Origin of the sequence: Sphingobium sp. WTD-1 (assembly GCF_030128825.1) — a bacterium.
Lineage (GTDB): Bacteria > Pseudomonadota > Alphaproteobacteria > Sphingomonadales > Sphingomonadaceae > Sphingobium.
The window spans coordinates 3,856,745-3,880,990 of the sequence record NZ_CP119127.1; the positions used below are offsets into that span (position 1 = coordinate 3,856,745).

A 24,246-nucleotide genomic window follows, 5' to 3' on the forward strand; every position below is an offset into this window, starting at 1 on the left:
GAAATTGCCCCTTGGGAAGCAAATTCGGAAACCGGTGTCAACCTTGACATCGATCAGCCCGATGCAGGCGCCACCGAACTGCGCCGGATCAGGGTCGAACTGAACAGCGACGGCTCGCTGACCTCCGCCTCCTCGCCGATGGCAGTGCCGATCAGCTTGAGTGCGGCGGCGCGGCCCATGGCCGCGATCGGCCAGCGCACCGTGGTCAACGGCGGCCAGACGCGGGTGGTGAGCGGCGTATCGTCGAAGCCGATGATCGACAATTGCTCCGGCACTTCGATCCCGCGCAGCCGCGCCGCATAGAGGACACCTGCCGCCATCTCGTCATTACTGGCAAAGATCGCGGTCGGCGGGGAGGTGAGGTCAAACAGGTTTTCGGACGCCGAAACCCCTGATTCAAAAGTATATTGTCCGTCTGCGACCAGGCTGCGCGGCAGGCTGATGCCGGCTTCCGCCAGCGCCATTTCAAAGCCCTCGCGCCGTTCCTTGGCGGAACGGAAGCCATGCGGCCCGGCGATCAGGCCGATCCGCCGATGCCCCTGCGCGATCAGATAGCGCACCGCATCGGCCACCGCGTCGCGGTCATTGGAGGCGACCATATGCTCCGGATCGTCGAGCAAAGCCGAACCCATGCGCACATAGCGACAGCCAGCATCATCGAACAGCTTGGAAAGACTGTCATTTTCGGAGAGCGGCGGCAGCACGACAACGCCAAACAGGCGCTGGCGCGTCACGAAGTTATGGATGTCCTCCATCACCATCGCCGCCCCCCTGTCCACCGGGCGCACCACCAGCTCGAACTCGGTGCCGTGCAGCGCCTCCAATATCCCCTTCTGCATGCTGAGCACCATCTGGGCATTGGGATTGTCGTAGATCAGGCCGATCAGGAAATTGCGCCCCAGCGCCAGCGCGCGTGCCTGCGGATTGGGGACATAGCCGGTCTGGCGGATGATTTCCTCCACCTTGCCGCGGGTTTCCTGGTTCAGCAGCGGCGATCGGTTGATGACGCGGCTGACCGTCTTCTTCGACACGCCGGCCATGCGGGCAATGTCGTTGATCGTCAGCTTGGCGATGGCGCCCTCGTCCCTGGGTGTCTTTGTCATGGCCCTTTTATAGCGCGCTTATGGCCCGCAACCAGCGCAATATGCGTCGCTCGGCAAATCTATTGACACCGGTTACTCTTGCAGGCATCCCGAGAAGAAGAACCAGCAGAGAGGATCATCGTGACCGCCGCTTCCCCTGCCGCCATTGCGCGCGCCTTCGTCACCGCCCGACAGCAGGCGACGGGCTTTTCCGACTATCCCGGCCCGATCCCGCCCAGCCTGGCCGACGGCTATGCAATCCAGGCGGAGGCACTGGCGCTGGTCGATGCGCCGGTCGGCGGCTGGAAGGTCGGCCGCGTGCCCGCCCCGCTGGTCGAGCGTTTCGGCGCCGATCGGCTGGCCGGGCCGATCTTCACCCCGACCATCCATGCCCTGACCCCCGATGCCACCGGGCTGGTCTTTGCCCAGGGCTTTGGCGCGGCGGAGGCGGAATTCCTGCTGCGCATCGGCCAGACCCCCGACCCGGCCCAGACCAGCTTCACCCTGGAGGAAGCCGCCGCGCTGGTCGACGCCGTGCATATCGGGCTGGAAATCGCCAGTTCCCCCTTCACCGGCATCAACGAGCATGGCCCGGCCGTCACCGTTTCCGACTTCGGCAATAATAACGGCCTGCTGATCGGCGCGGCCGTGCCGGACTGGCAGAGCCTGGCCTTCGCCGAGATCGACATCAGCCTGAGCATCGACGGCGTCGTCGCCGGCACCGGCCGCGCCGTCAGCTTCCCCGACGGGCCGATCGGCTCCGTGCGTTTCCTGCTCGAAAATCTCGCCGCGCGCGGCATAAGGCTGCAACCGGGCGCATGGATATCGACAGGCGCCGTCACCGGCGTGCATGAAGTGCGCGTCGGGCAGACGGTGGTTGCGGACTTCGGACCGCTCGGCACCGCACACTGCGTCATCCGCCCCCAAGCGGCCGTCTGACAAGGCTGCAGGGCAAGAGGAGAGGAAGAGAATGAACGAGGCCGTCGCCGGAGCAACCCAGAGGGTCGGGCGCTATCGCTGGGTGATCGTCGGGCTGCTGTTCGCCGCCACCGCGATCAACTATGTCGACCGGCAGATGATCGGCGTGCTCAAGCCGACGCTGGCGGCCGAGATGCACTGGTCGGAAACCGACTATGCCAATATCGTCTTCTGGTTCCAGGCGGCCTATGCGATCGGCTATCTGGGCTTTGGCCGGCTGGTCGACGCGATCGGCGCGCGGCTGGGCTATACCGTCGCGATCATCATCTGGACGATCGCCCATGTGGCCCATGGCGGCGTGCATAGCGTGACCCAGTTCGCCTTCGCCCGCTTTGGCCTGGGCGTCGGCGAATCCGGCAATTTCCCCGCCGGCATCAAGGCGGTGGCCGAATGGTTCCCGCAGAAGGAGCGCGCCTTCGCGATCGGCCTGTTCAACGCCGGTGCCAATGTCGGCGCGATCATCACGCCGCTGCTGGTGCCATGGCTGACCATCCAATATGGCTGGCGCTTCGCCTTCATCGCGACCGGCATATTCGGCGTCGTGTGGCTCGCCGCCTGGCTGATCTTCTATCGCCGGCCGCAGGAGCATCCGCGCGTCGGCGCCGCCGAACTTGCCTATATCCAGCAGGATCCGGCCGACCCGGTCACGCCGATCGGCTGGCGCCGGCTGATTGCCGTGCGAGAATGCTGGGCCTTTGCCATCGGCAAATTCTGCATCGACCCGATCTGGTGGTTCTTCCTCTTCTGGCTGCCGGGCTATCTGGGCGAGCGCTATGGCCTCGACCTCATCAGCTTCGGCCCGCCGCTGGTCGCCATCTATCTGTTGTCGGACCTTGGCAGCGTGGCCGGCGGCTGGCTGTCGGGACGGCTGATGAAGGCCGGACACAGCGTCAACGCCGCGCGCAAGCTGACTATGCTGGTCTGCGCCGCTGCGGTCACGCCGGTCTTCTTTGCCCAGTCGATCGACAATCTGTGGGTCGCCGTCCTCGTGATCGGCATCGCCACCGCCGCGCATCAGGCCTTTTCCGCCAATCTCTATACCCTGCCGTCGGACATGTTCCCGCGTGCGGCGGTCGGATCGGTGGTCGGCATCGGCGGCACGGCCGGCGCGATCGGCGGCATGCTGATGGCCAAATATGCCGGCTATATCCTCGACAGCATCGGCAGCTATGCGCCGCTCTTCGCCGTCGCAGGCAGCGCCTATTTCATCGCCCTGCTGGCGATCCACCTGCTTTCACCGCGCCTGGCGCAGGTGAAGGTGCCGGAATAAGTTCCCTGGGGGAGGGACTGCCCCGGACCGGCGATGGGGATTGCCGGTCCGGGGCGCCTTGCGTTCTCAGCGGCCATGCGCCGCAATCAGCTTTTCGCTTTCCTGCCAGAAGCGATCGACGATCGCTGCATCCTCGACCAGCTTATTGGGCGTGCGCGGCGCACGGCGATACCAATAGCCGCCATTGCTGGCCGCCCCTTCCGGTGCGGTCGCCAGCCAGACCAGCGTGTCCGCTCCGTCCGCCTCGCTCGCCTTGTCCAGCCCGCGCGAGCGCTCCTGCGTGTCAGCCGGCGCATGGGAAAAGAAGTTCGAGTCGACCGCGCCGGGATGAACGGCATGGGCGATGATCCCTGCCCCCGCCAGCCGATCCGCCAGCGCGCGGGCGAACAGCACATTGGCGAGCTTGCCGGTGCAATAGGCCATGCCGGGGCTGAACCGTTCCAGATTCTGCATGTCGTCCAGGTTGATCGCCGGGATCATCTCGCTGGCGTCGGAGGCGGTGTTGAGGATGCGCACGGCGCCCGCCGGCTGGTCAGCCGCCGCCTTGCGCAACAGCGGCAACAGGCGCTGCGTTAGCAGGAACGGCCCCAGATGATTGCCGGCGAAATTCGCCTCCAGCCCCTCGTCCGTCATCACCAGCTTATCGGTCATGCCGCCGGCATTGTTGAACAGCAGGTCGACCCGGTCGGTCAGCGCGGCGATATCCTGCGCCAGTTGGGCGGCTCCGCCCAGCAGCGACAGGTCGGCGCGCAGCATGGTGACCGGCGCGCCGGCCGACTCCGCCGCTATCTCGGCCTCCGCAGCCGCCAGCCGTTCGGGATCGCGACCGGTGCCGATCACCCGCCAGCCCTGCCGCGCCATGGCCTTGGCGATCGCCTTGCCGATGCCCGAACTCGCGCCCGTCACCACCGCCACCCGTGCCCGTTCCACCATATCCTGCTCCTGTCGCTTATCCCGGCACGCTAGGCGCTCGAACGCAGGCCAGACAGCCGCGGGAGCGATATGTGGCGCGCGCCGTCCATAGCAAAGCTATCACCCCCCTCAAGCAAGGGGCGGGTTTCACCCCGCCATGGCGTCCGCTATGTCCCACCGCGAAACATAAGGGGGACGCAGGGATATGGATCGAGTGCAAGGACTTGCATGGGCAGCGCAAACGCCCTTAGGTGACGCCATGATGGGTCGCACCGCCTGTCGTCATGCACCGCAGGAGCGGCCGTGACGATCAATCCGCTCTATTCCCTGACGGGCTTCATCGTCGGCACGCTGGTCGGGCTGACCGGCGTTGGCGGCGGATCGCTGATGACGCCGATCCTAGTGCTGCTGTTCAATTTCCACCCGGCTGCAGCCGTCGGCACCGACCTTCTCTATGCCTGCGTCACCAAGAGCGTGGGCAGCCTGGTCCATGGCTGGAAGCGATCGGTCGACTGGGCGATCGTCGGCTGGCTGGCGCTGGGATCGATGCCGGCCGCGATCGGCGCGCTGATGGCGCTCAAGGCAATGGGGCCGCCGTCGGCCGCCGTGGTCGATCCGATCAAGGTCACGCTGGGGGTGATGCTGTTCCTCACCGGCCTGGTGCTGCTGTTCCGCGATCGGATCACGGCCTGGTCGCGCACCCATGGCCAGGATCGCAGCCCCGCCGCCACCCGCAACCTCACCATATTGCTGGGCGTGGTCGTCGGCGTGGCGGTGACCATCACTTCGGTTGGCGCCGGCGCGATCGGCGCGACCGCGCTGCTGATCCTCTATCCGCGCACGCCGCTCGCCCGGATCGTCGGCAGCGACGTCGCCCATGCCGTGCCGCTGACGCTGGTGGCCGGCATCGGCCATTGGTGGCTGGGCACGGTCGACATGTCGCTGCTGGCATCGCTGCTGATCGGGTCGATCCCCGGCATCATCGTCGGCAGCCTGCTCGCCTCGCATGTGCGCGAAGCGGTGCTGCGCACGATCCTGGCGACGATCCTGATCATCGTCGCGCTGAACCTGATCCTCTGATCCTGCCGCGTCAGTCCGGCAGGAAACCGGACTGACGCAGGCGATCAAGGGAGTCGCGCGCGATCGGCGCCGACAGACCGTTGGTCAGTCGAATTTCCCGCCCCTTGCCCACGCTTGCGCCATCGGCCAGCGCCGCCTTGGCCACCCACCAGCTGCGATGGGTCTGCGCGCCGGGCACATCGTCCATCTCCGCAATGGCGTCGCGCAGCCGCATCAGGATCAGTTCGCTGCCATGCGGCCCATGGATGCGGACATAATGATCCTCGCTCTCCAGCGCGACTATGGGGCCTGTAAAGGCCGGGCTGAGACGCTGATGAAGGCGAACCTGCTTTCCCGCCATCGGCGTGAGCGGCGGCGCACCATCGGTCGATGGCGACACGAAGGGTGAGGCCGGTCCCAGATGATCGTCATAATAGCGCAGCAGATGCGCGTCCGCCCGCTCCGCCCACCAGGCGATTGTCATGACGAGCAGGCAGCAAAGCAAGGTGAAGGGCAACAGGCCGGCATAGCCGCCCAGCAGTCGCACCTCGTCCCGCCCGACCAGCCGCCAGATCAGCGCCATCGGAAAGCTGGAGGCGACCATGCCCCAGAAGACCAGAGACCCGCGCGGCAACCGCGTCGCCCGCGCAATCGCCCGCCAGGCGATCAGCGTCGGCCGCGCTAGGATATAGGCGCCCATCAGCATGATCCACCATCGCCCGGCGCGCAGCAGGAAGTCGCCCGACAAATAGGTGCCAAAGGGGCCAAGAAAGCCGACCACCGCCGCGACCGGCAGCATCGCCCAGAGTTCGAGCAGCACACGGCGGAGACGTTTCACGCAATCCCCCTCTCCATTCGCGAAACGCGAACCGCGAAGGGCCCGGTTTTCCGCGCTTTTTCTCCTGTTCTCCCTGCGTGACGAAAAGCCGCTTGCCCGTCAATCGTGGGCTGCCATCGCTTCTCCTCATACCGGCGGGCCGATGAATGGATCATCCGCCCCGACCGGCCAAGGAGACCGACCATGACCGATTTTCTGAGCACCAAGGGCGCGATCGCCATCATGTGCTGCGCCATCATCGCCCATATGGGCGCCTTTGCCCTGGCCCTGGCCTGATGCGCCGAACAGCCCCTTCCCGGCCTGCCCGACCCATCAGAGGTCAGCGGCAGGCCGGGTTGCGGGCATCGGGATAGGCGAGATAGCTGATGCTGGCCGCCGGCAACGATTGCATGCCGTGCGCGGCGACGCCCTTGAGATCGGGAAGGACACCATCCTGCCCCACCGCCAGCGTCCGGCCGTTGAGCTTCACGCTGCCCGCGTCCAGATTGTCGGCGGTCAGGGTGTAGCGGGTCGCCTTGCCGGCCAGCGACAGGCTGACGGGATTGGCGCTGTCGAGATTGATCGCGACCAGCGCGACGCCGCCGGGCTTCCCGCGCAGGCACTGGCTGTAGAGATGCAGTTTGCCTTCATTCCGGCCCGCATCCAGCACGACATTGCCCATCAGCCGCGCCCATAGGACCGCCGCCCAATAGCTCGGCCGGGGCATCATCGTCGCCTCGTCGATCAGCGCATAGTCGCTGGCCGCCAGCGTGTTGTGGAAGACCACCGACACGCCCTGCTTCGCCTGCCGCCCCAACTGGTCGACATAGCGGAAACTGTCGCGCCAGGTCGCTGCCCAGGCGTCGCCGCCGCAAGCCGCCTGCGCCGTTTCCGTGATCCAGATGTCTTTGCCGGGCGCGAAACGCTGCTGCCGTTCCTTATAATAGGTCGCATTGAGATCCGCCCGCGCCAGCCAGTCCTCGTCCAGCGCCCGGTCCGGGCTGATCCCGGCGCTCTTGTCCATCGCGGCGCAGCGTTTCGAGACGGTGCCGTAGAAGTGATAGGAGAAGATATCGACCCTGGGCCGCGGCTCTGCGCTCATCAGCGCGTCGGTCGGCACCACGCCGATATTGCGCGGCATGATGACGAATCCGGCCTCGCCCGTGCTGCCCGGCCCGACGATCTTCATCTGCGGCGCATCGGCATCGCGGAACGCGCGGAAGACGGCCATGTCGCGGGCGAAGGCGACCGCGTCATAGCCCTTGGGCAAGCCGACCATAGCCCCCGCATTGGGTTCGTTGATGAGTTCGGCGGCATAGATATGGCCGCCCAACTTCTCGGTATAGGCGTTGAGCCGGCGCGCCTGATCGGGATCCCACACGCCCGACGCGTCGCGCGCGCCTTCGCTTACCGGGAAGGACACGACCAGTTTGCCGCCGACCGCCTTCACGAAATCGACGACGCCGGCCCATTGCGCGCGTGTCAGGACGCTCTGATAGCCCTTGGGCGGGGTCGCGGGCGGCGGCGTATCACTGTCATGGAAATAGACGGCATTGGCCCAGCCGCCACTCACGCGCACATAAGTCGGCCCGAGCGAGCGGGCGAGATTGCGCAGCCGCGTGTCACCGGTCAGGTCGATCGGCTCACGCTTGCGGAACATGACGGCGGCGATATCGACGCCGCCGCTGCCACCAGCCGCTGGCTGGGGCGGCGCATCGCCCGGCTTGGGATAGGGCGCCCAGAAGCGGCCGCCGACCACCTCCACCATCTCGACATTATAGGCCTGATACTGGTCATCGACCTTTGCGACCTGAGCAAAGCGGCCGGGGTCTGCTGGCGCTGTCGCCGCGCCCGGCGTCGTCCCCGTCATCGCCAGCAGGGACAGGCTTCCCAGCATCAACATGCGGCCCTTTGTCACGGCATCCTCCCTCGATTTTGCGAAAGGCTAGGCCGAAGCCACATCATCGGCAAGTTGGCATGACCAATTTGGACAAACCAATCACGCGAGCGATGCGTGCCAGCCCCGTCGATTTTGCGATTTTGGACCGGAACAAAAGGGGCACCCACGCATTTCCGCTTCAAGGCGCCAATATTATCCAATCCAATACAATATCCCCAAAAATGCACGATCCCCGTAAAATTCCCGAGGTTCGCTCGGCGTGATTTTGGATAGAATGACAAAGATCAGGGAGTATCCAGCCATGAAGCCAATTCGCAGCGCTAGCAGCCCCCAAGCCCGCGTCGCCTTCACGCCTACCAGCAAGAAGGCCGGCCAATGGGTCCAGACGCCACACGGCTTCGTCAGGGTGGATAGTCCCGCCCCGAAACATGCTGATTGAACGGATCGCTGAACCGGCCAACTGAACCGATCTGACGGCCGGGCCTATCGGGCGGACAGCCCCTTGTTGCCGCCGTGCAGGCGGAGCTTGAGGCTGTTCTGATAATAGGCCACGGCCTGATATTGACCGATCAGGACCGTCAGCTCGATCAGTTGCGCCTCATCCAGCCGCGCCGCCAGCATAGACCAGGTGCCATCGCCGATCATCGCATCGCCATGCAGTTCCTCGGCAGCGCGCAGGATCGCCCGGTCATGGTTGTTCCAGCCCAGATCACCCGAACCCGCCACGATCCGTTCCACCTCTTCCCGACCGATGCCGGCGTGGCGCGCGATCATGACATGCTCGCCCCATTCATAGGGTGCCTGACAGAGCCAGGCGATACGCAGGATCGCCAGTTCCCGGTCGCGCGCAGACAGCTTGCCCTGGGTCAGCAGCGTAACCCCGACATCAGTCTGGCGGGCAAACAGCGCAGGATGGCGCATCATGGTGCGGATGATTTCGGGCAGGCGCGCCAGCACGGCGGACATGTCGCCCTGCCCCTGTGCTTGCGCATCGGTCACGTCGGTCAACAGGTCCGCCTCGCGCGCGTCGATGCTCTGGTTGATGGCGATCATCTGCCGGATCAGCGGGTCGAGATCGGCGCTATATTCGTCGATGCTGAGCGCTTCGATGCGAGGGACATCGCCCAATATCTGGGCATGGCGGCGCGCGATGCGGGCGGTTTCGGCCTCTTCGTTCATGCCCTTCCCCTGCATATCCATGGCCGCAACGGGGTGGCGTGACGCCCCGGCCGTGTCAAACCGCCGGGGCGCTATCTGTCAGCTCAATAGTCGCCGGGTTCCGAATGGAACTCGTGCCAGACGCCGTTGAGGATGCCGAAGCCGACAGCCAGGCCGACGCCCAATATCCAGGCAAAATACCACATAGGTCGGATCCTTAGTAAAAGTCGGGGTTGAGGCGGATTTCCCGGTCGGTCACCCGGCCGAACATCACCTTGTAGGCCCAGGCCGTGTAGGCCAGCACGATCGGCAGGAAGATGACGGTGCAGATCAGCATGGTGAACAAGGTGCCGTGGCTGGACGAGGCATTCCAGGCGGTCAGGCTGGACCCCGGATCGATCGAGCTGGGCAGGATGAAGGGGAACATCGACAGGCCGACGGTGCTGATGATGCCGACATTGGCGATCGACGAGCCGGCAAAGACCAGCGTGTCGCGCTGGCCACGAATGCCCAGCAATGCCAGCACTGGCCCCACAAAGCCCAGGATCGGCGCCAGCAGCATCCAGGGATGCGCCGCATAATTGTCGAGCCAGGCGCCCGCCGCCGCGACCGCGCCGCCCAGATGTGGGTTGGACGGGCCATTGGGATCGATCACGCCATCGACGCGATAGCCCATGCCGCTCCAGGCGACGAACAGCCCGCCGATGGCGAACAGGATGATCGACAGGATCGCCGCGCCCTGACCATAAAGGCGCACGCGCTGCAGCACCGGCCCCTGCGTCTTGAGGCTGAGCCAGCCGGCGCCATGCAGCACCAGCATCGCGACCGACAGCAGGCCGGTCAGCAGGGTGAAGGGCGTGAACAGGCCCAGCAGCGATCCTTCATAGAACATGCGCAGGTCGCCATCGAGGCGGAAGGGCGCGCCGACCAGCACATTGCCGACCGCGACGCCAAAGACGAGGGCGGGCACTAGGCCGCCGACGAACAGCGCCCAGTCCCAGCCGGCCCGCCAGCGGGCGTCCGGCCTCTTCGAGCGATATTTGAAGCCGACGGGCCGCAGGATCAGCGCCGACAGCACCAGGAACATGGCGAGATAGAAGCCGGAAAAGCTGACGGCATAGACGAAGGGCCAGGCGGCAAAGATGGCGCCGCCGCCCAGGATGAACCAGACCTGGTTCCCTTCCCAGGTGGCGCCGACGCTGTTGATGATCATGCGCCGTTCCTCGTCGGTCCGGCCGGCAAAGGGCAGCAAGGCCGCCGATCCCAGGTCGAAGCCGTCGGTAAGGGCGAAGCCGATCAGCAGCACGCCCAGCAGCAGCCACCAGATGACGCGCAGCGTTTCATAATCGAGCGGAATGGTCATTGTCCTAACTCCGGTTGGCGGGCGTCATTCGGCGGGCACGGCGCGGAAATCGGGCGCCGGCTCGGCGGGGCTGTCAGGCCGCCAGGGGACATAGCGTTCCGGCCCCTTGGCGATGGTGGCGAGCATCAGCTTCACCTCGATCACCGCCAGGATACCGTAAAGCAGGGTGAAGCCGATGATGGTGGTCCACAATTGTGGCACCGTCAGGCTGGAGGCGGCGAGGAAGGTCGGCAGCACGCCGTCCACCGCCCAGGGCTGGCGCCCGATTTCCGCCACGGCCCAACCGACCTCGATCGCGATCCAGGGCATCGGCATCATGAACAGAGCCAGTTTCAGGAACCAGCGCGCATCGAACCGCCGCATCGACGAGAAGGCAAAGGCGGTCGCGAAGAAGGCGATGAAGGCAAAGCCCAGCCCCGCCATGATGCGGAACATCCAGAAGATCGCCGGCACATTGGGCACGGTGCTCCAGGCCGCCTTCTCGATCGTCGCGGCATCGGCCTGACGCGGATCGGCGATGAAGCGCTTCAGCAGCAGGGCATAGCCCAGATCCGCCTTGTTGCGCTCGAACGCCTCGCGCGCGACCAGATCATTGCGATCGACCTTCAGCGTCTCGACCGCATCATAGGCGATGATGCCGGCGGCGATCCGCACCTTGGCGGTGTCGACCAGCTGGTTGATGCCGGTGACTTCGCCGGTCAGGCTGCGGGTGGAGATGAGGCCCAGCACATAAGGCACCTTGATCTCATGCGTGGTTTCGCGCCCGCTGTTGGACGGCAGGCCGAACAGGGTCAGGCCGGCCGGTGCAGGCTCGGTCTGCCACATGCCCTCGATCGCGGCGAGCTTCATCTTCTGGTTCTCGGTCAGCGCATAACCGCTCTCGTCACCCAGCACGACGACCGACAGCGACGCGGCAAGGCCGAAGGCGGCGGCGACGGTGAAGGAGCGCTTGGCGATGGCGATATGCTTGCCCTTGAGCAGATAATAAGCCGACACGCCCAGCACGAAGACGCTGGCGCAGACATAACCGGCGCTGACGGTGTGGACGAACTTCGCCTGGGCGACCGGATTGAAGATCACCGCCATGAAGTCGGTCACTTCCATCCGCATCGTCTGCGGGTTGAAGGTCGCGCCGGTGGGATGCTGCATCCAGCCATTGGCGACCAGAATCCACAGCGCCGACAGGTTCGACCCCAGCGCCACCATGAAGGTGGTGAGCAGATGGCCGCGCTTCGACAGGCGATCCCAGCCGAAGAACATGAGGCCGACGAAGGTCGCCTCCAGGAAGAAGGCCATCAGGCCCTCGATCGCCAGCGGCGCGCCGAATATGTCGCCGACATAGTGCGAATAATAGGCCCAGTTGGTGCCAAATTCGAACTCCATGGTGAGGCCGGTGGCCACGCCAAGGACGAAGTTGATCCCGAACAGCTTGCCCCAGAAGCGGGTGATATCCCGCCAGATCGGGCGGTCCGTCATGACATAGACGCTTTCCATGATGACGAGCATGAAGGAAAGGCCCAGCGTCAGGGGCACGAACAGGAAATGGTATAAAGCTGTGAGTGCGAATTGCAGCCTGGATAATTCAACGACGGCCATGCTTATCATCGCGACCTCCTTTCTTCCCTGAACCAAGTTGGCTGGCGAAATATGGGCGTGACGGCGCTACATCATTGAGACAGATCAAATTATATTCTGCCGCCAAACCTAAATGAATGGGACACAAGGTCTAGCTAGGGAAAACCGCAGGCATGGGTTGGGTCATCGACATCATCGGCGCCGCTCTTTTCGCGGCGGGACTGGCGCAGGGCGTCAGTGCGCTGGCCGATGGTGCCGCGATCGGCTGGCTGTCGCCGCTGCTGCTCTTGGCCGGCGGGCTGGTGCGTGCGGCCGGGCTGATGCTGGCCCATGTCCAGGCGATCCGGTCAGCCCAGCGCATCGTCGCCGCGCGGCGATCGAAACTGCTGCCCCGGCTGCTCGGCGGACGGCTGGCCCAACCGTTGCTGGCGGGCGAGAATGCGACGCTGGCGATCGACCATCTCGCCGCGATCGAGGCGCATGGCGCCCGCTTCCTGCCGATCCGCAAGGCGGCGGTGCTGGGACCGCTGCTGGTCGCTGCGATCGTCGCGACCGCAAGCTGGGTTTGCGCCGCGATCATGCTGGCGACCCTGATCCCCTTCGCTTTCGGCATGGTGCTGGCGGGCACGGCGGCGCGCGCGGCGGCGGAGCGGCAACTGGCGGCGCTGGCCGAATTGTCGGGCCTGTTCGTCGACCGGCTGCGCGCGCTGCCGCTGATCCGTCACCATGGCGCGCAGGCACGGATCAGCCGGCAGGTGGCGGGCGCCGCGCAGGAGGTGGCGACCCGCACCGGCGCGGTGCTGCGCGTCGCCTTCCTGTCGGGCGCGGTGCTGGAATTTTTCGCGGCGCTCTCGGTGGCGCTGGTCGCGGTCTATTGCGGTTTTGCGCTGCTTGGCCTGCTACCCTTCCCCGCGCCCGAAGCGCTCGACCTGCGCGCCGCGCTGTTCGCGCTGGCGCTGGCGCCGGAATTCTACCTGCCGATGCGCCGCTTGGCCGCGGCCTATCATGACAAACAGATGGGCGAAGCGGCGGACAAGGCAATCGCTGCCGCCCTGCCGGACGTGGAGGCCGCGCTCCATCCGGCCAGCCCTCCGTTCGATGGCCTCCATATCAAGGATTTACGGATCGGCATCGGCTCAGGGATCGGCCCGGTCAGCCTGACGCTCAAGCCGCATGACCTGATCGCCCTCACTGGTCCCACCGGCAGCGGCAAGACCAGCATGCTCGCCGCGATCGCCGGACAGATTGACCCGGCCTCGGGCGAACTGACTCCGATCGATCCCGCGCGCATCGCCTGGGCGGCCCAGCGGCCGCTGCTGCTGCCCGGCAGCCTGGCCGACAATATCGCCCTCGCCCGCCCCGATGCAGACCGAGCGGAGATCGCACAGGTCGCCGCGCGTGTCGGCTTGACGCCCATGCTGGCCGCGCGGCCCGAAGGGCTGGACCTTGCCATCGATCATCAGGGGGCGGGCCTGTCGGGCGGCGAACGGCGGCGTATCGGCCTTGCCCGTGCGATCCTGTCGGAGCGGCCGGTCCTGCTGTGCGACGAACCCACCGCCGATCTGGATGCGGAGAGCGCCGCCGACATCATCGCCCTGCTGGTCGCCTTGTCGGCCGAGCGGGCGATCCTGGTCGCCACCCACGATCATCGCCTGACCGCCGCCGCGCGGATGGAGGTGATGCTGTGAACCCGATCCGGATCGCGCTCGACAAGGCGGCGGACTCCGCCATGCTGCTGCGCCGGGCGACGCTTTGCGCCGTCATCGCGGCGCTCGCCGGCATCGCCCTGCTGGCGCTGGCCGGCTGGTTCCTGACCGCCGCCGCCATGGCCGGTGCGGCCGGCACGGTCGCCGTGCAGGCGTTCAATTATCTGGTGCCCAGCGCCGCGATCCGGTTGCTCGCCATATTGCGGACCGTCTCGCGCTATGGCGAGCGGCTCTGGTCGCACCGCGCCGCGCTCGAAGCCATGGGCGGCCTGCGCGCCAGCCTGTTCGCGCGCCTTGCCGCGCAGGACAGCCGCACCGCCCTGCCCTTGTCCAGCGGCGACGCCGCCGCGCGCCTGACCGGCGACATCGACGCGCTGGAAGATCTGGTCGTGCGCCGTCCCAGCCGGATCGCCGGATTGATGGCGGCGCTGGCCGGCGTAATGCTGGCGGCAAGCGGCGGCTGGCTGTCAGCCCTGCTGCTGGCGGTCATGCTCGCCGCCTTGCCGCCCCTGCTGCGCGTCCTTGCCCGGCGCCTGACCGAAGTCCCCGCGCAGCAGGCCGCCGACGCGCTCGGCGCGCTGCGCGCCCGCTATGTCGAACTGGCGAGCGCCCGCGCGGAAATCGCGGCCTATGGGTTGGGAGATCGCGTGATGGCCGAATTGGCACCGCTTACGCGCCAGCTCGATCAGGCCCGCGCCCGCCTGTTCATCGGCGAAGGCGTGCAGGCCGCCCTGCTCGCGGCCTATAGCGCGCTGGCGGTCATGCTGGTGCTGCTCGGCGCCAATGCCCCCGCGCCGCAGGTCGCGCTCGCCTTGCTGGCCAGCGCCGGCGCGGTAGAGGCGATGGCCGGGCTGTCACGCACCGCCTTCCGCCAGGCCAGCGTCGATGCCGGCCTTGCCCGGCTGGCCGCGCTTGATGCACTGCCGCTGGACGATGCGCCTGCGCCATCCGCCGCGACGCCCCAAGCCATCCGATTGGGCGGCGTCGAATTGCGCCCCGGTGCGCGGGTCGCCGTCACCGGCCGCTCCGGTTCGGGCAAGAGCCTGCTTGCGGAGGGGCTGGCCGGGCTGCGTCCGGTCACGGCCGATGTCGCGCTTGGCGGCCATCCGCTGGCAGCCTGCTGCGGGGCGGAGCTACGCGACCAGTTCGCCCTCTCGCCCCAGGATGCGCCGATGCTGGCCGGCAGCATCGCCGACAATCTACGCCTCGCCCGGCCCGGCATCGATGAGGCCGATATGCCGGATGCGCTGCATGTCGCCTGCCTCGACCAGCGCATCGCCAGCCTGCCCGGCGGCATCGACTATCGACTGGGCGAAGCCGGCGGTACGTTGTCGGGCGGCGAGCGCAAGCGGCTGTCGCTGGCACGCGCGCTGCTGACCGGCCGTCCCTGGCTGTTGCTGGATGAGCCGACCGAGGGGCTGGACGCCGCGACCGAGGCGCTTCTGGTCAGCCGGCTGCGCATCTGGCTCGACCGGACCGGCACCGGCCTGATCCTGATTTCGCACCGCCCGGCGCCACTCACGCTGACCGACCGACAGGTGCCGGTGTCGGCCATCGCCCCCCTGCCGGGCCAGGGTCTACCCGGAGTGGCAAGCGCGGCGTGAGGATGATAGGCTTTGTCTTGCAAGCGCTTAGCTACCGCCCGACCAGACAGGGAGATGTTCGTGCCGCCAACCATCCTCATCGCCACCGATCTGACCGCCCGCAGCGACCGGGCCTTTGACCGGGCCGTCGAACTGGCGATCGACCTGGGCGGCACGCTACTCGTCGCCCATGCACTGGACAAGGGCGATGCCGCCCAGGTCGCTCGCGCCTCCGATCGTGCCAAACGGGTCATCGCGAAGCTGACCGAGGGCGTCGCCGCGCCGGTCGAACCGGTGCTGATCCAGGGTCGTGCGCCCGAAACCATCGCGGAACTGGGCAAGGAGCGGGGCAGCGCGGTGATCGTCGTCGGCCCGGCCCGCCACAATCATGTCAGCGACTTCATCCTGGGCACGGCGGTCGACTATCTGGTCCGGCGTTCGCCCGTGCCGGTGCTGGTGGTCAAGGAACGCCCACGCCATCCCTATCGGCGCATCCTGATCGCGACCGACTTTTCCGACTGTTCGCTCCACGCCGTGCAGATGACGGCCATGCTGTTTCCCAAGGCGCGGCTCGATCTGGTCCATGTCTATGATGGCGGCTTCCCGTCCCGCCTCGATCCCGACCAGACCTTGGCCTTCGCCCGGTCTGAAGCGGAACGGGAAAGCGCCGAATTTGCTGCGCGTCCGGAACTGGCCGGCCAAGCCCGCCCGTTCCAGGTCGAACTGACCGAGGGTCGCGCCGGCGAGGTGCTGCCGCCCCTGATCGCGCAGCGCGATGTCGACCTGCTGGTGCTGGGCGCCCATGGTCGCAGCGGCTTTGTCCATGCGCTGATCGGCAGCCGCGCCTCCGAATTGCTCGAAGGCGCGCCCTGCGATGTGTTGATGGTTCGGAGTTAGAAAGCGTCGATCTCCAACGCCATGATCGACGCTTCACCGGCGGCGATCGTGGCGGCCAGGCCCTGCGCCTGCGGCAGGACACGCAGCGCGAAATAGTCGGCCAGCTTCAGCTTCGCCTGATGCAGCGGGCTATCGCCCTGCACGGCGGCCTGCGCCATCCGGGTCCACATCCAGCCCATCGACACCAGCGCGAACAGGCGCAGATAATCGACCGCCGCCGCCCCGGCTGCATCCGTGTCCGCGCCCTGCAGGGCCGCCGTCGCCGTGCGCAGCGCCTCAAGCGCCGTGCAGGTGCTGCGTGCGATCACGCTGCCGCCGGCCGCTTCCACATCGGCTGCGATCAGGGCAAAATAGCCCTCGACCACTACGCCGCCCGCCATCGGCAGCTTGCGCCCGACCAGGTCTGCCGCCTGCACGCCATTGGTGCCTTCATAGATCTGGGCGATGCGCGCATCGCGCACATATTGTTCCATGCCCCATTCGCGGATGTAGCCATGGCCGCCGAAGACCTGCTGCGCCTGCACCGCGCTTTCGAAGCCGAAATCGGTGAAGGACGCCTTCACCACCGGGGTCAGCAGCGCCACCAGCGCGTCGGCCCTGGCGCGTTCTCCGGCATCGGCATGATGCTGCGACCGGTCATGCTGCAACGCGGTCCAGCCCGCCAGAGCGCGCCCGGCCTCCACGAAGCTGCGGATATTGAGCAGCATACGGCGAACATCGGCATGTTCGATGATCGCCACCGGCGCGCGCTGATTATCCGCGCTGCGACCCTGCAACCGTTCCTTGGCATAGCCCGCTGCCTGCTGATAGGCGGCGCCGGCGATGCCCAGCCCCTGGATGCCGACCATCAGCCGCTCGGCATTCATCATCGTGAACATGGCGGCCAGGCCGCGATGCGCCTCGCCCACCAGCCAGCCGGTCGCACCGTCATAATTCATGACGCAGGTGGGCTGGGCATGGATGCCCATCTTCTTTTCCAGCGCGCCGACCGACATGTTGTTGCGCTGGTCGAAGGCACCGTCCGCGCCCGGCAGGAATTTGGGCACCAGGAACAGGCTGATCCCCTTCACCCCGGCCGGTGCATCGGGCAGGCGCGCCAGCACCAGATGGACGATATTGCCGCCAAAATCATGGTCGCCCGAGGAGATGAAGATCTTCGTGCCGGTCACCGCATAGCGGCCATCGCCCTGCGGCTCGGCCTTGGTCTTCAACAGGGCAAGGTCGGTGCCGGCACTGCTTTCGGTCAGCGCCATCGCGCCGGTCCATTCGCCGCTCACCATGCGCGACAAATAGGTCGCCTTGAGCTCTTCGCTGGCATGGGCGGCGATCGCCTCGCACGCGCCACGGGTCAGGCCGGGGAACAGGCCGAAGGACAGGTTGGCGGCGGACAGCATCTCGTCCAGCCACAGTTGCAGGATGAAGGGCAGCCCCTGCCCGCCATGGTCGGGATCGGCCGACAGCGCCGCCCAGCCGGCATCGGCAAAGTCGCGATAGGCCTGGGCAAAGCCGGGCGGCGTCCGCACCGCGCCGTCGATCAACTGGCTGCCATGCTCGTCGCCTTCGCGGTTGAGCGGCGCCAGGCGCTCGGCGCACATGCGCCCGGCCTCGTCCAGCACGGTCACGGCCAGGTCGGCGTCGACATCCTTGTTCAGCTCCGCCATCGCCTGGTCGAAGCCCAGCACCTCGCGCAGCAGGAAGCGATAATCATCGATCGGCGGAACATAGCTGTACATCGAACCTCTCCAAATTTGCTGCGGATCAGCTATACCAAACATCTGTTACAGTCAAACGCGCGCGGCATCCTCGCCACTGCGACGCACCCCATTGACGCCCTGACTATACCCGATCGTGGCGAAAAATGGCGACGATCTGCGCGGCGATCTGCGCCCGCGTCAGCCGGCCATCGCGATACCAGTCGGCTGCCGAATTGAGCTGGCTGAGCAGCAACGTGCGATAGAGCGAACGGTCAATGTCGGCTGGCAGCGGCAGCGCCGCCACCAGATCCCGGAACAATTGCTCGAACCGGTCGCGGCGCGCGACAAGCTGATCGCGCACGCCATCCGGCACGGCGCGGAAATCATTCATCATCGGCATGGTCAGCGAATCCGCCGCCAACTGGATATCCAGCAGGCTGGCGCAGGCCGCCTCCAACCGCGCCCAGGGATCGGCCTGTTTCGCGACCGCCGCTGCGATCCGCGCCTCGGCCGCATCCAACGCGCCATTATGCAGTTCGACGAACAGCGCGTCCTTCGACTTGATATGATGGTAGAGCGATCCGCCCAGCACCCCGGCCTGTTCGCCAATGTCGCGCATCGACGTGCCGCGATAGCCCTTGCGCGCAAACAACTGCGCGGCGATTTCCAATATCTGGCGGCGGCGACCCGACCCTTCGTCGCGCCCGCCCGCCGGTGCGGCATCCCCGATCGTCATGTCAGCGCGCTAGCACAGGGCAGGACGACAGGCCACCGCCCCCCGCATCCTGCACCCATGCGTCAGCCAATATCCTTGACCATCGAGTCGAGCATGTAGCGCCATATGTCAGCCGCATCCTGGCGATAGCCCTGCTCCCCCTCGCCCGCACCAACATGGCGAAGCAACTCGGCGCCCGCCTCGGCCATCCATTCACTCGGTTCGTGCAACGCTTCCAGCACCGCGCGAACCTGGGGCAGATAGTCTTCCCAGGGCATGTCCGCCTCCGATACGCCATCGCGCGGATGACCGTCCAACCGGCAAAGGGCTCTGGCCGCGCGCTCGATGGGTTTCATGCCGGCACTTTCTCGCCATAGGGTGCATCAGCGTCGCGCGCCGGAATCGCGCCCCGATGCCCGATATTCCAGCCGGCTAGCCTGTGCCCGGCCAGCGCCGCCTCAGCCGGCTCCGCCCCGGCCAGCCGCGCATGCAGATAGCCGCCGTTGAAGGCATCGCCCGCCCCGCTCGAATCCACGACGTCAACCCGCGCCGGCGGCGGCACCAGCGCACCACCGACCAGACAGCCTTCGGCGCCCAGCTTGACCACGATCTCACGGCCATCTGCTGCGCCCCAACGCGCTGCGGCGTCGGCGGCATCATCCGCCTCGCCCATTTCGACTTCATCCGCCAGGGTCGGCAGGCCGATGTCGCACAGCGCGATCGCCCGGTCACGCCAGGCCCGCGCGGTCGCGGCATCGCTCCACAGGCGCGGCCGGTAATTGCCGTCAAAGGCGATCCGGCCACCCCGCGCCTTCACCCGTTCGCACAGCGCCAGCAGCGCCTCGCGCCCGGCGTCCGGCAGGATGGCCAGGGTGATAAGCGAAAAATAGAGCAGGTCCGACTGGGCGGCGGCATCAATCATGGCGCCGCTTTCGGGCAGGTCGAACATCGCCCGCGCCGCCGCTTCGCCGCGCCAATAATGGAAGCTGCGCTCGCCGGTCTCATCCGTCTCGATCGCATAAAGGCCGGTGGTCCGGCCTGGAGCGCCGATCAGCAGGCCGGTATCGACGCCCTCGGCTTCCCACGCCTTGCGCAGATCCTCGCTCATCGGATCGGCGCCGATCGCGCTGGCAAAGCGCACCTTATCACCCGCACGAGCCAGGTGGATCGCGGTGTTGATGACATCGCCACCATAGCGCAGGTTCCAGCCATCGCCGCTGCCCCGGCTCAGTTCCAGCATTGCCTCGCCGATGACGGTGATAGTCGCGTCGCTTGCCATGTGATCCTCTCTGATTGAAGGAGCGTCGTGCGGGGCCTGCCCCATGAAGTCAAGCCGTTGCGATCCCGTCCCATATGGCGGAACGGATTGCATTGTGCCGCGTTTGCCATAGGCAAAGATACAGGATCGAAAATGTCAGGGGCGGAAATGGGGACGACAGAGACAGGCCAGCCGGTCAACCGGTTCGAATTGCTGGTCCAGAGCGTCACCGACTATGCGATCTTCATGCTCGATCCGGCCGGCTTCGTCGTCAGCTGGAATAGCGGGGCGCAGCGCATCAAGGGTTACAGCGCCGCCGAGATTGTCGGCCAGCACTTTTCCGCTTTCTATACGGAGAAGGACCGCGCCGCCCATGTGCCCGCCGCCGTGCTGCGCACTGCCGAGGTCGAAGGGCGGTTCGAAGCGGAAGGCTGGCGCCTGCGCAAGGATGGCACCCGCTTCTGGGCCAATGTGGTGATCGATCCGATACGCGATCCCGCCGGCCACCTGCTCGGCTTTGCCAAGGTTACCCGCGACCTTACCGAACGCCGCGCCGCGCAGGAGGAACTGCGCCGCAGCGAGGAACGCTTCCGCCTGCTGGTGCAAAGCGTGACCGACTATGCCATCTACATGATCGACCCGGTCGGCACGATCACCAGTTGGAACAGCGGCGCCGAACGGTTCAAGGGCTATAGCGCCGAAGAGATTATGGGCCAGAATTTCGCCCGCTTCTATTCGGAGGAAGACCGGATGGCCGGTCTCCCCTCCCGCGCCCTCGACACCGCCCAGCGCGAAGGCCGGTTCGAGGCGGAGGGCTGGCGCATCCGCAAGGACGGGACCCGCTTCTGGGCCAGCGTCGTGATCGACCCGATCCGCGATCCGGCCGGCGAATTGCTGGGCTTTGCCAAGATCACCCGCGATCTCACCGAACGGCGTCAGGCAGCCCAGGCTCTGGAACAGGCGCGCGAGGCGATCTTCCAGAGCCAGAAAATGGACGCCATCGGCAAGCTGACCGGCGGCGTCGCCCATGATTTCAACAATCTTCTGGCCGTGATCGTCGGCAGCCTCGATCTCGCGCGACAGCGTCTTGCGGCCGGTGCTGATATCAGCCGCTATCTCGACAATGCCATGACCGCCGCCGATCGCGGTGCCACCCTGACCCAGCGGATGCTCGCCTTTGCCCGCAAGCAGGAACTCAAGCTGCAACAGGTCGATTGCATCGGCCTGATCCATGGCATGGCTGATCTGCTCAAGACTACGATCGGCAGCAGCGTCGCGATCGAGACGCGCTTCCCGCTGTCGCTGCGCCCGGCCCATGCCGACCCGGCCCAACTGGAGCTGGCGCTGATCAATCTGGCGGTCAATGCCCGCGACGCCATGCCTGCCGGAGGCCGGTTGCTGATCGAGGGCAGCGAGATCACCCTGGCGCTGGGCGACCAGCCCGACCTCGCCGCCGGCAGCTTCATCCGCCTGACCGTGACGGACGAAGGTGAAGGCATGGACGAGGCGACGCTGGCCCGCGCCCGCGAACCCTTCTTCACCACCAAGGGGGTGGGCAAGGGAACCGGCCTTGGCCTGTCGATGATCCACGGCTTTACCCAGCAATGTGGTGGCGCGATGACCATCGCCAGCCAGCCCGGCAAGGGGACCAGCGTGTCCATCTGGCTACCCGTCGCCCTGACCGACGCCAGCAACGAGCGGACGGCCATCCCGTGCGAACCGGACGAGCTGGAAACCGAACCGCTGGTCATCCTGGCCGTCGATGATGACGATCTTGTGCTGACCAATACCGCCGGTATGCTCGAAACGATGGGCCATACCGTGTTCCAGGCCGGATCGGGTCGGGAAGCGCTGCACATGCTGGAGCAGGGGCGCATCGACCTGGTCGTCACCGATCACGCCATGCCCGGCATGACCGGCGCGCAACTGGCCGATGCGATCGAGCAGGCCTATCCCGACCTGCCCGTGCTCATCATCACCGGCTATGCCGAACTGCCCGCCGATGCCAGCCGTCGCCTGCGCCTCGACAAGCCTTTCCGCCAGGCGGAACTGGCGATGATGGTCCACCGCATCCGTCACGACAGCGCTCTCCGCCGACTGGTTCCGATCGACACCGATAGCCATCACTGAAGTCATCCCCGACAATATGTGACAGAATTTCACATATTTTCTTGGCCTTATGTCTTGCCATCGTCATGCGCATGGCCGATGGCGATTATATCCTGACCGCCAACAACTCCACAGGATCGCATGAACAAAGCCACGCATCCGACGCCGACATCGCATTTCTTCACATCCCTGCGGACGCGGCTTCACTATCTCGACTGGGGCAATCCGTCGGCGCCGCCGCTGATCCTGGTCCATGGCGGTTTCGACCATGCACGCAGCTGGGACTGGACCGCCCGTGCGCTCGCCCGCGACTATCATGTCATCTGCCCCGACCTGCGCGGCCATGGCGACAGCGGCTGGTCGTCGGACGGCTCCTACATGATGGCCAATTATGTCTATGACCTGGCCCAGCTGGTTGAATTGCTCGATCGCCGGCCGGTCACCATCGTCGGCCATTCGCTCGGCGGATCGATCAGCCTGCGCTATACCGGCCTCTATCCCGAAAGCGTCGCACGCGTGGTCGCGATCGAGGGGCTGGGCCTATCGCCCGACCGCATCGCCGAACAGGCCAAACGCAGTACCGAAGAGACATGGAAGGGCTGGATCGACACCCGCCGCACCAATGCCCGCCGCTCGCCGCGCCATTATGCCACGATCGAGGCCGCGGTCGCCCGCATGCGCGAACGCAACGACCATCTGTCGGTCGAACAGGCGCTGCATCTCACCCTCCACGGCGTGAACCGGAACGAGGATGGCAGCTATAGCTGGAAGTTCGACCCCTATCTGCACGGCGCCGCGCCCCAGGCCGGCACCGACGAAAATCTGCCCGACTTCTGGCGCCGCATCACCTGCCCGACGCTGCTGTGCCTCGGCCTCGACAGCTGGGCGTCAAACCCGGTCAAGGATGGCCGTATCGCCCATTTCCAGCAGGCCCGGCTGGTGAAATTTCCCCATGCCGGCCACTGGCTGCATCACGACCAGTTCGAGATGTTCATCAAGGAACTGCGCGTCTTCCTGGCGGAATGAGGCGCGCCCTCAGGGCCTGCCTGGAAAATGCACGGAAGAGCGCATTTTCGATGCGGCACCAGCCCGCGCCCCCACCCGACCGCCCAGACATGGTACCCTGATGGGTGGTCGGGTGGGGGCGCGGGCTGGTGCGGATGCGCCAGAAGCGCATTCCCAGACAAGCCCTCAGGCAATGAAGCCCGAAACCGCCGCCTGATATTCCGCCTTCAACTGGGCAATGAAGGCGCCCGCCGGCTGCACCGCCTTGATCGCGCCGATACCCTGACCCGCGCCCCACACGTCGCGCCACGCCTTCTTGTCGCCGGCGAGGCTCGCAAAATCCATGTCGGCCGCCTTGGGCAGCTTGTCCGGGTCCAGTCCCGACGCGACGATGCTGGGGCGCAGATAATTGCCCAGCACGCCGGTGAAGACGTCGGAATAGACGATGTCGGCCGACGCGCTGTCGACGATCATGTCCTTGTAGGCCTCGAGCGCATTCGCCTCGGTCGTGGCGATGAAGGGCGACCCCATATAGCCCAGGTCCGCGCCCATCATCCGCGCCGCCGCGATCGACCGGCCGGTAGCGATCGCGCCCGACAGCGCCAGCGGCCCGTCGAACCATTCGCGGATTTCCTGGACCAGGGCAAAGGGCGACAGCGTGCCGGCATGACCGCCCGCGCCCGCCGCCACCGCGATCAGGCCATCGGCGCCCTTCTCGATCGCCTTCCTGGCAAAGACATTGTTGATGACGTCGTGCAGCACGATGCCGCCATAGCTATGGATAGCCTCATTCACCTTCTCCTGCGCGCCCAGCGAGGTGATGACGATCGGCACCTTATATTTGACGCACAGCGCCAGATCCTCTTCCAGCCGCGCATTGGTGCGGTGGACGATCAGATTGACGGCGAAGGGCGCGTCCTGATCGGTCAGTTCCGCACCCAGTTGCTGCAACCAGGCCTCGAACGTGCCGGACGGACGCGCATTGAGCGATGGAAAGGCGCCGACGATGCCGGCACGGCACTGGGCGATCACCAGTTCCGGCTGCGAGATGATGAACATCGGCGACCCGATCAGCGGCAGGGACAAACGGCCTTGAAGCGAAGCCGGCAGGGTCATGATCAGGGTCTCTCCTTTATCTGTCCGAACCGCGCTATCATCGCTCCGC

The 24,246-nt window shown here is 66.3% G+C and carries 21 protein-coding genes; 8 read left to right on the forward strand and 13 right to left on the reverse strand.

What is annotated here, in order from left to right; all coding sequences use genetic code 11:
• Window positions 1–53: 53 nt before the first annotated feature.
• Entirely contained in the window at window positions 54–1,103 is a 1,050-nt protein-coding gene (locus tag N6H05_RS19070; RefSeq protein WP_284111172.1) for a LacI family DNA-binding transcriptional regulator, read from the reverse strand.
• A gap of 120 nt (window positions 1,104–1,223) precedes the next feature.
• Between N6H05_RS19070 and N6H05_RS19075 the strand changes: the two genes are divergently transcribed.
• Both N6H05_RS19075 and N6H05_RS19080 read left to right on the forward strand, forming a co-directional pair.
• Window positions 1,224–2,021, forward strand: coding sequence for a 2-keto-4-pentenoate hydratase (locus N6H05_RS19075; protein ID WP_284111174.1), 798 nt, complete (start codon window positions 1,224–1,226; stop codon window positions 2,019–2,021).
• Window positions 2,022–2,052: 31 nt separating this feature from the next.
• The gene (locus N6H05_RS19080) at window positions 2,053–3,330 is read left to right on the forward strand and encodes an MFS transporter (RefSeq protein ID WP_004207760.1); all 1,278 of its coding nucleotides are present in this window, start codon (window positions 2,053–2,055) and stop codon (window positions 3,328–3,330) included.
• Between the two features lie 66 nt (window positions 3,331–3,396).
• On the opposite strand, the gene N6H05_RS19085 is transcribed toward N6H05_RS19080, so the two are convergent.
• The gene (locus N6H05_RS19085) at window positions 3,397–4,263 is read right to left on the reverse strand and encodes an SDR family NAD(P)-dependent oxidoreductase (RefSeq protein WP_284111176.1); all 867 of its coding nucleotides are present in this window, start codon (window positions 4,261–4,263) and stop codon (window positions 3,397–3,399) included.
• A 282-nt stretch (window positions 4,264–4,545) separates the two neighbouring features.
• Between N6H05_RS19085 and N6H05_RS19090 the strand changes: the two genes are divergently transcribed.
• Window positions 4,546–5,322 carry a sulfite exporter TauE/SafE family protein gene (locus N6H05_RS19090; RefSeq protein WP_161733853.1) on the forward strand — a complete coding sequence of 259 codons (777 nt, stop codon included), beginning with the start codon at window positions 4,546–4,548 and terminating at the stop codon, window positions 5,320–5,322.
• Window positions 5,323–5,332: 10 nt separating this feature from the next.
• Here N6H05_RS19090 and N6H05_RS19095 read toward each other — a convergent pair whose 3' ends face one another.
• The 6 genes from N6H05_RS19095 to N6H05_RS19120 form a co-directional block, all read right to left on the reverse strand.
• The gene (locus N6H05_RS19095) at window positions 5,333–6,139 is read right to left on the reverse strand and encodes a LytTR family DNA-binding domain-containing protein (protein WP_284111178.1); all 807 of its coding nucleotides are present in this window, start codon (window positions 6,137–6,139) and stop codon (window positions 5,333–5,335) included.
• A 319-nt stretch (window positions 6,140–6,458) separates the two neighbouring features.
• Window positions 6,459–8,036, reverse strand: a complete 1,578-nt coding sequence (locus N6H05_RS19100) for a glycosyl hydrolase family 79 N-terminal domain-containing protein (RefSeq protein ID WP_284111179.1) — start codon at window positions 8,034–8,036, stop codon at window positions 6,459–6,461.
• 465 nt (window positions 8,037–8,501) lie between these two features.
• A complete protein-coding gene (locus N6H05_RS19105) occupies window positions 8,502–9,197 on the reverse strand; it encodes a carboxymuconolactone decarboxylase family protein (RefSeq protein ID WP_284111181.1) in 696 nt (231 codons plus the stop codon).
• 83 nt (window positions 9,198–9,280) lie between these two features.
• A complete protein-coding gene (gene cydX, locus N6H05_RS19110) occupies window positions 9,281–9,382 on the reverse strand; it encodes a cytochrome bd-I oxidase subunit CydX (protein WP_188084327.1) in 102 nt (33 codons plus the stop codon).
• 11 nt (window positions 9,383–9,393) lie between these two features.
• A complete protein-coding gene (cydB, locus tag N6H05_RS19115; RefSeq protein ID WP_284111182.1) occupies window positions 9,394–10,539 on the reverse strand; it encodes a cytochrome d ubiquinol oxidase subunit II in 1,146 nt (381 codons plus the stop codon).
• A gap of 24 nt (window positions 10,540–10,563) precedes the next feature.
• Entirely contained in the window at window positions 10,564–12,144 is a 1,581-nt protein-coding gene (locus tag N6H05_RS19120; RefSeq protein WP_037512324.1) for a cytochrome ubiquinol oxidase subunit I, read from the reverse strand.
• A gap of 143 nt (window positions 12,145–12,287) precedes the next feature.
• On the opposite strand from N6H05_RS19120, the gene N6H05_RS19125 reads away from it, so the two are divergent.
• From N6H05_RS19125 to N6H05_RS19135, 3 genes are read left to right on the forward strand one after another with little or no spacing between them, the layout of a single operon-like run.
• Window positions 12,288–13,802, forward strand: a complete 1,515-nt coding sequence (locus N6H05_RS19125) for an ATP-binding cassette domain-containing protein (RefSeq protein ID WP_284111184.1) — start codon at window positions 12,288–12,290, stop codon at window positions 13,800–13,802.
• Window positions 13,799–15,424 carry an ATP-binding cassette domain-containing protein gene (locus tag N6H05_RS19130; protein ID WP_284111185.1) on the forward strand — a complete coding sequence of 542 codons (1,626 nt, stop codon included), beginning with the start codon at window positions 13,799–13,801 and terminating at the stop codon, window positions 15,422–15,424. Before N6H05_RS19125 ends, N6H05_RS19130 begins: the two co-directional genes overlap by 4 nt.
• Window positions 15,425–15,478: 54 nt before the next feature.
• Window positions 15,479–16,300: a universal stress protein gene (locus tag N6H05_RS19135; protein ID WP_284111187.1), complete on the forward strand. Its 822-nt coding sequence runs from the start codon at window positions 15,479–15,481 to the stop codon at window positions 16,298–16,300.
• Here N6H05_RS19135 and N6H05_RS19140 read toward each other — a convergent pair.
• The 4 genes from N6H05_RS19140 to N6H05_RS19155 form a co-directional block, all read right to left on the reverse strand.
• A complete protein-coding gene (locus N6H05_RS19140; protein ID WP_284111188.1) occupies window positions 16,297–18,033 on the reverse strand; it encodes an acyl-CoA dehydrogenase C-terminal domain-containing protein in 1,737 nt (578 codons plus the stop codon). The two genes, N6H05_RS19135 and N6H05_RS19140, sit on opposite strands and share 4 nt — an antisense overlap.
• A gap of 103 nt (window positions 18,034–18,136) precedes the next feature.
• Window positions 18,137–18,730: a TetR/AcrR family transcriptional regulator gene (locus N6H05_RS19145; protein ID WP_284111189.1), complete on the reverse strand. Its 594-nt coding sequence runs from the start codon at window positions 18,728–18,730 to the stop codon at window positions 18,137–18,139.
• Window positions 18,731–18,792: 62 nt separating this feature from the next.
• The gene (locus N6H05_RS19150) at window positions 18,793–19,065 is read right to left on the reverse strand and encodes a hypothetical protein (RefSeq protein ID WP_284111190.1); all 273 of its coding nucleotides are present in this window, start codon (window positions 19,063–19,065) and stop codon (window positions 18,793–18,795) included.
• Window positions 19,062–19,988: a sugar kinase gene (locus N6H05_RS19155; RefSeq protein WP_284111192.1), complete on the reverse strand. Its 927-nt coding sequence runs from the start codon at window positions 19,986–19,988 to the stop codon at window positions 19,062–19,064. The genes N6H05_RS19150 and N6H05_RS19155 overlap by 4 nt, the downstream gene beginning before the upstream one ends.
• A gap of 147 nt (window positions 19,989–20,135) precedes the next feature.
• Here N6H05_RS19155 and N6H05_RS19160 point away from each other — a divergent pair, with 147 nt between their 5' ends.
• Both N6H05_RS19160 and N6H05_RS19165 read left to right on the forward strand, forming a co-directional pair.
• A complete protein-coding gene (locus N6H05_RS19160) occupies window positions 20,136–22,097 on the forward strand; it encodes a hybrid sensor histidine kinase/response regulator (protein WP_284111193.1) in 1,962 nt (653 codons plus the stop codon).
• A 120-nt stretch (window positions 22,098–22,217) separates the two neighbouring features.
• Window positions 22,218–23,102 (forward strand): alpha/beta fold hydrolase, encoded by an 885-nt coding sequence (locus N6H05_RS19165; protein ID WP_284111195.1) that lies wholly within the window; start codon window positions 22,218–22,220, stop codon window positions 23,100–23,102.
• A 165-nt stretch (window positions 23,103–23,267) separates the two neighbouring features.
• On the opposite strand, the gene N6H05_RS19170 is transcribed toward N6H05_RS19165, so the two are convergent.
• The gene (locus N6H05_RS19170; RefSeq protein WP_284111196.1) at window positions 23,268–24,197 is read right to left on the reverse strand and encodes an NAD(P)H-dependent flavin oxidoreductase; all 930 of its coding nucleotides are present in this window, start codon (window positions 24,195–24,197) and stop codon (window positions 23,268–23,270) included.
• Window positions 24,198–24,246 lie beyond the last annotated feature (49 nt).

What these genes read in the sequence shown, in the direction of transcription:
- N6H05_RS19120 (WP_037512324.1), bottom strand. Translation starts at nt 12,144, where the DNA reads ATGATAAGCATGGCCGTCGTTGAATTATCCAGGCTGCAATTCGCACTC.
- N6H05_RS19125 (WP_284111184.1), top strand. Translation starts at nt 12,288, where the DNA reads ATGGGTTGGGTCATCGACATCATCGGCGCCGCTCTTTTCGCGGCGGGA.
- N6H05_RS19170 (WP_284111196.1), bottom strand. Translation starts at nt 24,197, where the DNA reads ATGACCCTGCCGGCTTCGCTTCAAGGCCGTTTGTCCCTGCCGCTGATC.
- N6H05_RS19155 (WP_284111192.1), bottom strand. Translation starts at nt 19,988, where the DNA reads ATGGCAAGCGACGCGACTATCACCGTCATCGGCGAGGCAATGCTGGAA.
- N6H05_RS19085 (WP_284111176.1), bottom strand. Translation starts at nt 4,263, where the DNA reads ATGGTGGAACGGGCACGGGTGGCGGTGGTGACGGGCGCGAGTTCGGGC.
- N6H05_RS19160 (WP_284111193.1), top strand. Translation starts at nt 20,136, where the DNA reads ATGGGGACGACAGAGACAGGCCAGCCGGTCAACCGGTTCGAATTGCTG.
- N6H05_RS19140 (WP_284111188.1), bottom strand. Translation starts at nt 18,033, where the DNA reads ATGTACAGCTATGTTCCGCCGATCGATGATTATCGCTTCCTGCTGCGC.
- N6H05_RS19105 (WP_284111181.1), bottom strand. Translation starts at nt 9,197, where the DNA reads ATGAACGAAGAGGCCGAAACCGCCCGCATCGCGCGCCGCCATGCCCAG.
- N6H05_RS19070 (WP_284111172.1), bottom strand. Translation starts at nt 1,103, where the DNA reads ATGACAAAGACACCCAGGGACGAGGGCGCCATCGCCAAGCTGACGATC.
- N6H05_RS19145 (WP_284111189.1), bottom strand. Translation starts at nt 18,730, where the DNA reads ATGACGATCGGGGATGCCGCACCGGCGGGCGGGCGCGACGAAGGGTCG.
- N6H05_RS19150 (WP_284111190.1), bottom strand. Translation starts at nt 19,065, where the DNA reads ATGAAACCCATCGAGCGCGCGGCCAGAGCCCTTTGCCGGTTGGACGGT.
- N6H05_RS19165 (WP_284111195.1), top strand. Translation starts at nt 22,218, where the DNA reads ATGAACAAAGCCACGCATCCGACGCCGACATCGCATTTCTTCACATCC.
- N6H05_RS19080 (WP_004207760.1), top strand. Translation starts at nt 2,053, where the DNA reads ATGAACGAGGCCGTCGCCGGAGCAACCCAGAGGGTCGGGCGCTATCGC.
- cydB (WP_284111182.1), bottom strand. Translation starts at nt 10,539, where the DNA reads ATGACCATTCCGCTCGATTATGAAACGCTGCGCGTCATCTGGTGGCTG.
- N6H05_RS19135 (WP_284111187.1), top strand. Translation starts at nt 15,479, where the DNA reads ATGTTCGTGCCGCCAACCATCCTCATCGCCACCGATCTGACCGCCCGC.
- cydX (WP_188084327.1), bottom strand. Translation starts at nt 9,382, where the DNA reads ATGTGGTATTTTGCCTGGATATTGGGCGTCGGCCTGGCTGTCGGCTTC.